This is a genomic window from Ruminococcus difficilis, from assembly GCF_016680995.1.
This window is the reverse complement of record NZ_JAEQMG010000092.1, coordinates 1-6570: the sequence shown is the minus strand read 5'-3', so window position 1 is coordinate 6570 and position 6570 is coordinate 1. Positions and strand designations below refer to the sequence as shown.

The following is a 6570-nucleotide window of genomic DNA, read 5'->3' as shown; positions in this document are numbered from 1 at the left end:
TCTTCCGATCTGGGCTTGACTACATAGTCGTCAGACCCCAGCTCAAAGCCGTGAATCTTGTCGTATTCTTCGCCGCGCGCCGAAAGCATGATAATCGGCGAGGAACAGAACTTGCGGATCTCGCGGCAGGCTGAAAAACCGTCAAGCTCCGGCATCATAACGTCCATGATGATAAGGTCGTATTTATTTTTGCGGCAGACCTCTATTGCCTGCATACCGTCGACAGCCTCGGCTACCTCGTAGCCCTCGAACTCGGCGTATTTTCTGATAATCTGACGAATGCGGAACTCGTCGTCGACAACTAATATTTTCGGCATATTTTATTCTCCTTTTCGCTGTAATGGGTTCTGCCCTCTTTATAACACATAAATGTGACAGAAATATGTATATACAAGGCTATTATATCATAAATTTATCAGTATTGAAATACTTTGAAAAATAATTTATAATATAAAAGGTTATGTATTCTGAAAGGACTGGTACAATGGAATTCCGCGCGGTTTCCGCTGAGGAGATAACCTCGGCTGTGAAAAAGCTTTTTATGGACTGCAATTATTTTATCGGGAAGGATATTCTCTGCGCGCTCGAGAAGGCGCGGGACAGCGAGAAATCACCCGTAGGCAGGGACGTGCTCTCGCAGATCATCGAGAACGACCGGATTGCCGCCGAGGAGGAAATACCTCTCTGTCAGGACACGGGCATGGCTGTGCTCTTTGTTGAATACGGCGACAAGGTCTGCGTCGACGGAGATTTTGACGAGGCTGTAACCGAGGGCGTACGTCAGGCGTACCGTGACGGCTGCCTGCGCAAGAGCGTTGTCAGCGACCCGGTTTTTGACCGCGTAAACACAAAGGACAACACGCCCGCGATCATTCACACCAAGATCGTCAAGGGCGACAAGATAAAAATCACCGCCGGCGGCAAGGGCTTCGGCAGCGAAAATATGTCTGCGATAAAAATGCTCACACCGTCCTACGGCGTTGAGGGCGTGAAGAAGTTCATTCTCGACACTGTGTTCAAAGCGGGGCCCAACCCGTGTCCGCCCGTCGTCGTGGGAGTAGGAATCGGCGGCACCTTTGAGAGAGCGGCGCAGCTTGCGAAAAAGGCGACCTTCCGCGCGATAGATACCTCAAACCCCGACCCGAGATACTCAGCCCTCGAGGACGAGCTTCTCGGCGAGATAAACAAGATGGGCTTCGGTCCCGCGGGACTCGGCGGCAACACGACCGCGCTCGGCGTGAATATAGAGACCTCACCGACGCATATCGCGGGTATGCCCGTAGCTGTGAACATCTGCTGCCACGCCGCAAGACACGCGAGCGTTGAGATTTAAGGAGCAACAATATGACAAAAAAAATAACGCTTCCGATCACCGATGAAGCAATCGCGGATTTACACGCGGGCGACAGCGTTCTGCTTACGGGCACCATTATCACCGGACGCGACGCCGCTCACAAGCGACTGTTTGAACTGATAGAAAAGGGCGAGCCGCTGCCCGTAGACATAAAAGGCGAGCTGATTTACTACGTAGGACCCGCTCCTGCAAAGCCGGGCTACGCCGTAGGCCCCGCAGGTCCGACCTCGAGCTACCGCATGGACAAGTACACTCCCGCTCTGCTCGACCTCGGGCTCAAGGGCATGATAGGCAAGGGCGCGAGAAACAGGGACGTTATCGACGCGATAGTCAGAAACAAGTGCGTCTACCTCGCCGCTATAGGCGGAGCCGCCGCGCTGATCGCCAAGAGCATCAAAAAAGAAGAGCTCCTCTGCTATGAGGACTTAGGCACAGAGGCGGTAAGACGCTACACCGTAGAGGACTTTCCGTGCATAGTCGCTATTGACAGCGAGGGAAATAATGTCTACGAAACAGAACCGGTCAAGTACAGAGAGTGTTGAGTTTGGAGTGTGGAGTGTGGACAATTGACAATTGACAATGGACAATGGACAATTATGGGTCGCTCCGCTCCGAATATAAATCGGGTGCGGGCTTACCCGCCACTCACTAACCGCTCAAAAAAGGCACTTGATTTATAATCCGAAAAATATTATAATATAATGTGAATAACTTTACAGAAAAACCTTCGGAGGGATATATTATGAGAATAGTCGTTCTGGCAGGCGGCACAAGCACCGAACGCGACGTGTCCATTTCATCAGGCATTCTGGTCGCGGCGGCGCTCAGGGAAAAGGGTCACGAGGTTGTGCTGCTCGACGTTTTCAAGGGCTACGAGTGCGACATCTGCGACGTTTACGCCCTGTTCAAGCAAAACTACAGCTTCACCGATTCCGTAAAGGTCGGCGATACGATTTCCGATATTGACGAGATCATCGAGGAAAGACGCGACAAGTCGAACCGCTACCTCGGCGAGAACGTCATCGACATCTGCAGCTACGCAGACATCACCTTCCTCGCTCTCCACGGCGGCGCAGGCGAAAACGGTCAGATCCAGGCGACCCTCGATTTGCTCGGTCTTAAGTACACCGGCTCTCCGTACCTCGGTTCGGCTCTGGCTATGAACAAGGGCATCACCAAGAGCGTGCTTATCCAGAAGCACATTCTCACTCCTCAGGGCGAGATCTACAAGTCCGCCAAGGACGCTATGGCGTGGGATATCTTCCCCTGCGTCGTAAAGCCCTGCTCCGGCGGCTCGAGCGTAGGCATCACTATCGCTCAGAACGCTGACGAGTACAAGGAATCCGTCGCCGAGGCGTTCAGCTACGGAGAGGACGAGATCGTCGTTGAGGAATACGTCAAGGGCAGGGAGTTTTCCGTCGGTCTGCTCGGCGGCAAGGCGCTTCCTCCGATCGAGATCATTCCCAACGAGGGCTTCTACGATTACAAGACAAAGTATCAGGCGGGAGCCGCGCGCGACGTTTGTCCGGCTGACATCACCCCCGACGAGGACAAGACGCTCAGAGACGCGGCAGTCGCAACCTACAACGCGCTTCATCTCGAGAGCTACGCGAGAGTCGACTTCATTCTCACCGAGGACGGCAGAGCGTACTGTCTTGAGGCGAACACACTGCCCGGCATGACTCCCACAAGCCTGCTTCCCCAGGAGGCAAAGGTCGAGGGTATCTCCTACGCCGATCTCTGCGAGCAGATCATCGAGATCTCAATGAAAAAATACGAGAAATAAGGTGGGGCTATGTTGCCTTTTACTCTAAGTGAAATCGCCGCGGCGTGCGGCGGTAAATACGTCGGCAGCGACGAGATGAAGTCAGAGTGCATCACCTCGGTCGAGCGCGACAGCCGCAATATCAAGGACGGCTCGCTCTTCCTCGCTATCAAGGGCGGACGCGTCGACGGTCACGATTTTATCAATAAATGCTACGAGAGCGGAGCTATCTGCGCTATCTGCGAGAAGGCTCCCGAAAACGCTGATAAGCCGTATATCCTCGTTCCTTCAACTCTTGACGCTGTCAAGAAAATCGGCAAAGCGTACCGCGAGAAGTTCGACATTCCGATCGTCGGCGTTTCGGGCAGCGTAGGAAAGACCTCGACAAAGGAAATGCTCTACGCCGTGCTCTCGCAGAAATTCAAGACTCACAAAACTCAGGGCAACCTCAACAACGAGCTCGGCGTACCGCTGACGCTGCTCGCTATGCCGGAGGATACCGAGGCTGCGGTCATTGAGATGGGTATTTCCGGCTTCGGCGAAATGACGCGCCTGACCGATATGGTTCAGCCGACCTTCTGTGTGCTGACGATAATCGGCTGCTGCCACCTCGAGAACCTCGGCGACCGCGACGGCGTGCTCAAGGCAAAAACCGAGATGTTCAAGTCCGCGAGAGAGAACGCCGAGTACATACTAAACGGCGACGACGACAAGCTCTCGACCGTCAGTGAAGTCAACGGCAAAACGCCCGTGTTCTTCGGCATCAGCGAGAAGAACCCCTACCACGCCGAGAACATAGTAAACAACGGCGAGGGCGGCGTGAGCTGCGACCTCTGCTTTGACGGCAAAAAGCTGCACGTTGTCATTCCCGCGATCGGCACCTATATGGTTTCAAACGCGCTCGCGGCAGCGGCTGTGGGCAATCTGCTCGGAATGACCGACGACGAGATTATCCGCGGAGTTGAGGCGTACAAGACCGTCGGCAGCCGCGCGAATGTTATAAACACTAGCAGGTTCAAAATCATCGACGACTGCTACAACGCGAACCCGACCTCGGTTCAGGCGTCGATCGACACTCTTGTCAACCTCAAGGGCAGAAAGGTCGCGATCCTCGGCGACATGAAGGAGCTCGGCAGCGAGGAGCTTGCCCTGCACTATAACACGGGAAAATACGCGAGGGAAAAAGGCGTTGACCTCGTGCTCTGCGTCGGCGAGCTCGCGAGGGAGCTTGCAAAAGGCGCTGACGGATTATGGTATGAGAGCATAGAGAAGCTCTGCAAGGACCTGCCCAAGCTGCTCAGAGGCGGCGACACGGTGCTGGTCAAGGCGTCGCACTCCATGCAGTTTGAGAAAATAACGGAATTTTTGAAGGAGTTTTGATTATGTCAGTATCTTATATGACCCACCCGCTTATAAAGCACAAAATCACACTTATCCGCAAGGAAACCACAGGCACCAACGAGTTCCGCAAGATCATCGAGGAGATCGCGATGCTCATGGGCTACGAGGCTCTCGCCGATCTGCCCACCACCGACGTCGAGGTCAAGACCCCGATCGAAACCACAATCCAGCCCGTTATCGACGGCAAAAAGCTCGCGGTAGTTCCGATTCTCCGCGCGGGTCTGGGAATGGTCAACGGCATTCTCGCCCTTGTTCCCTCTGCGAAGGTAGGCCACATCGGTCTGTACCGCGACCCCGAAACACATCAGCCTCATGAATACTACTGCAAGCTGCCCGACAGCATCGATGAAAGACAGATAGTAGTCGTCGACCCCATGCTCGCGACAGGCGGCTCTGCTGTTGACGCCGTCACAATGATAAAGCAGCACGGCGGCAGAAAGATCAAGTTCATGTCGATCATCGCGGCTCCCGAGGGCGTAAGCGCTCTGATGAAGGCTCACCCCGACATTCAGCTCTACGTAGGCTGTCTTGACCGTCAGCTCAACGAGAACGCGTACATCTGCCCCGGACTCGGCGACGCAGGCGACAGAATCTTCGGCACTATATGATGAATAGCAAAAGGCTCCCGACGGGAGCCTTTTTTAGTTGGTAGTTAGTAGTTGGTAGTTTAATTCAACTCTAAACTCTCAACTCTCCCAACACTTCTCCGACCTTGCCGCGGAATACCAAGTCCGCCTGAGAATCGTAGGGAGTTGAGTCGCGGTTGATAAGGACGACCGTGTCGCCCCTGAAATAGCGGATAAATCCCGCCGCCGGGTACACCGTCAGGCTTGTGCCCGCGATGATGAGCGTGTCGGCGGTCTGTATAGCGTTGAGCGCGCCTGTTACCACGCTGTCGCTCAGACCCTCCTCGTAGAGAACGACGTCGGGCTTGATGATGCCTCCGCATTCACAAGTCGGCACGCCGGTTGAATTTTTGATAAACTCCGCGGAGTAGAACTTGCGGCAGTTGCGGCAGTAATTTCTCAGCACGCTTCCGTGAAGCTCGTAAACGCGCCTGCTGCCCGCCGCCTGATGCAGTCCGTCAATATTCTGGGTGACGACGGCTGAGAGCTTGCCTGCGCGCTCAAGCTCGGCAAGCTTGAGGTGTGCCTTGTTGGGCTTCTTGTCAAGACAGAGCATCTTGTCGCGGTAAAAGCGGTAAAATTCCTCCGTCTTTTTCATGAAGAAGGTGTGGCTGAGTATCTCCTCGGGAGGGTAGTCGTATTTTTGATTATAAAGTCCGTCTACGCTGCGGAAATCGGGTATACCGCTCTCGGTACTCACTCCCGCTCCGCCGAAGAAAACTATGCTTTTGCTGTTGTCGATAACTTTTTGAAGCTGCTCTATAGTTGCCAATTTCATCACTCCTTTGTTTTTATTTTAGCGCGTTGAAATCGCCTTGTCAATACGCATAACAAAAGCCGCCGGGAATACTCTCGGCGGCAAAATAATATTTATTCTTTTGACCCCGCCGTTGATGACGTTTTGAAAAGATGAACCTTTCAAAAGGCGGGAGAAAGCATCTGCGATGCTTACATCTCGGTTACGATCTCGTTGATAGTCTTTCCGGGCGGAATCATCGGGAGAACGTTGTCATCGGGGCTGATGACGCAGTCGATGACTACAGGGCCGTTAAGCTCCATAGCCTTGCGGATAGCCGGCTCGATTTCGGTGTCAAGCTTGACTCTCATTCCTGTTACGCCGAACGCCTCGGCGAGCTTTACGAAGTCCGTAGCCCTGTGAGGGTCGGTCTGCGAGAAACGGCTGCCGTAAAACAGCTTCTGCCACTGTCTTACCATGCCGAGCACGGAGTTGTTCATCACGAGCACGATGACGGGCAGATTGTACGACTTGAGGGTGACGAGCTCGTTGAGGTTCATGTGGAAGCTGCCGTCGCCCGTAAAGAGGAATACGCGCTTATCGGGATTCGCGATCTGCGCGCCGATCGAAGCGCCCATACCGAAGCCCATGGTGCCCATGCCGCCCGAGGTGAGCAGAGTGCGCTGAC

8 protein-coding genes are annotated in these 6570 nt (G+C 54.1%); 5 read left to right on the top strand and 3 right to left on the bottom strand.

What is annotated here, in order from left to right; translation table 11 throughout:
* Positions 1–317 (bottom strand): response regulator (locus tag JKK62_RS09465; protein WP_201427682.1); only part of this gene is annotated, 317 nt, incomplete at its 3' end.
* Positions 318–484: 167 nt separating this feature from the next.
* Between JKK62_RS09465 and JKK62_RS09460 the strand changes: the two genes are divergently transcribed.
* From JKK62_RS09460 to upp, 5 genes are all read left to right on the top strand, one after another.
* Complete coding sequence (locus JKK62_RS09460; RefSeq protein WP_201427681.1) at positions 485–1333, top strand: fumarate hydratase; 849 nt, start codon at positions 485–487, stop codon at positions 1331–1333.
* Between the two features lie 11 nt (positions 1334–1344).
* On the top strand, positions 1345–1896 hold the full coding sequence (locus tag JKK62_RS09455) for a Fe-S-containing hydro-lyase (RefSeq protein ID WP_201427680.1): 552 nt from the start codon (positions 1345–1347) through the stop codon (positions 1894–1896).
* Positions 1897–2096: 200 nt separating this feature from the next.
* Positions 2097–3140 carry a D-alanine--D-alanine ligase family protein gene (locus JKK62_RS09450; protein WP_201427679.1) on the top strand — a complete coding sequence of 348 codons (1044 nt, stop codon included), beginning with the start codon at positions 2097–2099 and terminating at the stop codon, positions 3138–3140.
* A 9-nt stretch (positions 3141–3149) separates the two neighbouring features.
* Positions 3150–4499 carry a UDP-N-acetylmuramoyl-tripeptide--D-alanyl-D-alanine ligase gene (locus tag JKK62_RS09445; RefSeq protein WP_201427678.1) on the top strand — a complete coding sequence of 450 codons (1350 nt, stop codon included), beginning with the start codon at positions 3150–3152 and terminating at the stop codon, positions 4497–4499.
* A 2-nt stretch (positions 4500–4501) separates the two neighbouring features.
* Positions 4502–5128, top strand: a complete 627-nt coding sequence (gene upp, locus JKK62_RS09440) for a uracil phosphoribosyltransferase (protein WP_201427677.1) — start codon at positions 4502–4504, stop codon at positions 5126–5128.
* Between the two features lie 70 nt (positions 5129–5198).
* Here the strand turns inward: upp and JKK62_RS09435 are convergent, their stop codons facing one another.
* The gene (locus JKK62_RS09435; RefSeq protein ID WP_201427676.1) at positions 5199–5924 is read right to left on the bottom strand and encodes an NAD-dependent protein deacylase; all 726 of its coding nucleotides are present in this window, start codon (positions 5922–5924) and stop codon (positions 5199–5201) included.
* Between the two features lie 170 nt (positions 5925–6094).
* On the bottom strand, positions 6095–6570 hold a 476-nt coding region (locus JKK62_RS09430), incomplete at its 5' end, for a thiamine pyrophosphate-dependent enzyme (protein ID WP_243411808.1).

Excerpts from the sequence above, each read along its gene's own strand:
- JKK62_RS09450 (WP_201427679.1), top strand. The coding sequence starts at position 2,097 with ATGAGAATAGTCGTTCTGGCAGGCGGCACAAGCACCGAACGCGACGTG.
- JKK62_RS09460 (WP_201427681.1), top strand. The coding sequence starts at position 485 with ATGGAATTCCGCGCGGTTTCCGCTGAGGAGATAACCTCGGCTGTGAAA.
- JKK62_RS09455 (WP_201427680.1), top strand. The coding sequence starts at position 1,345 with ATGACAAAAAAAATAACGCTTCCGATCACCGATGAAGCAATCGCGGAT.
- upp (WP_201427677.1), top strand. The coding sequence starts at position 4,502 with ATGTCAGTATCTTATATGACCCACCCGCTTATAAAGCACAAAATCACA.
- JKK62_RS09445 (WP_201427678.1), top strand. The coding sequence starts at position 3,150 with ATGTTGCCTTTTACTCTAAGTGAAATCGCCGCGGCGTGCGGCGGTAAA.
- JKK62_RS09435 (WP_201427676.1), bottom strand. The coding sequence starts at position 5,924 with ATGAAATTGGCAACTATAGAGCAGCTTCAAAAAGTTATCGACAACAGC.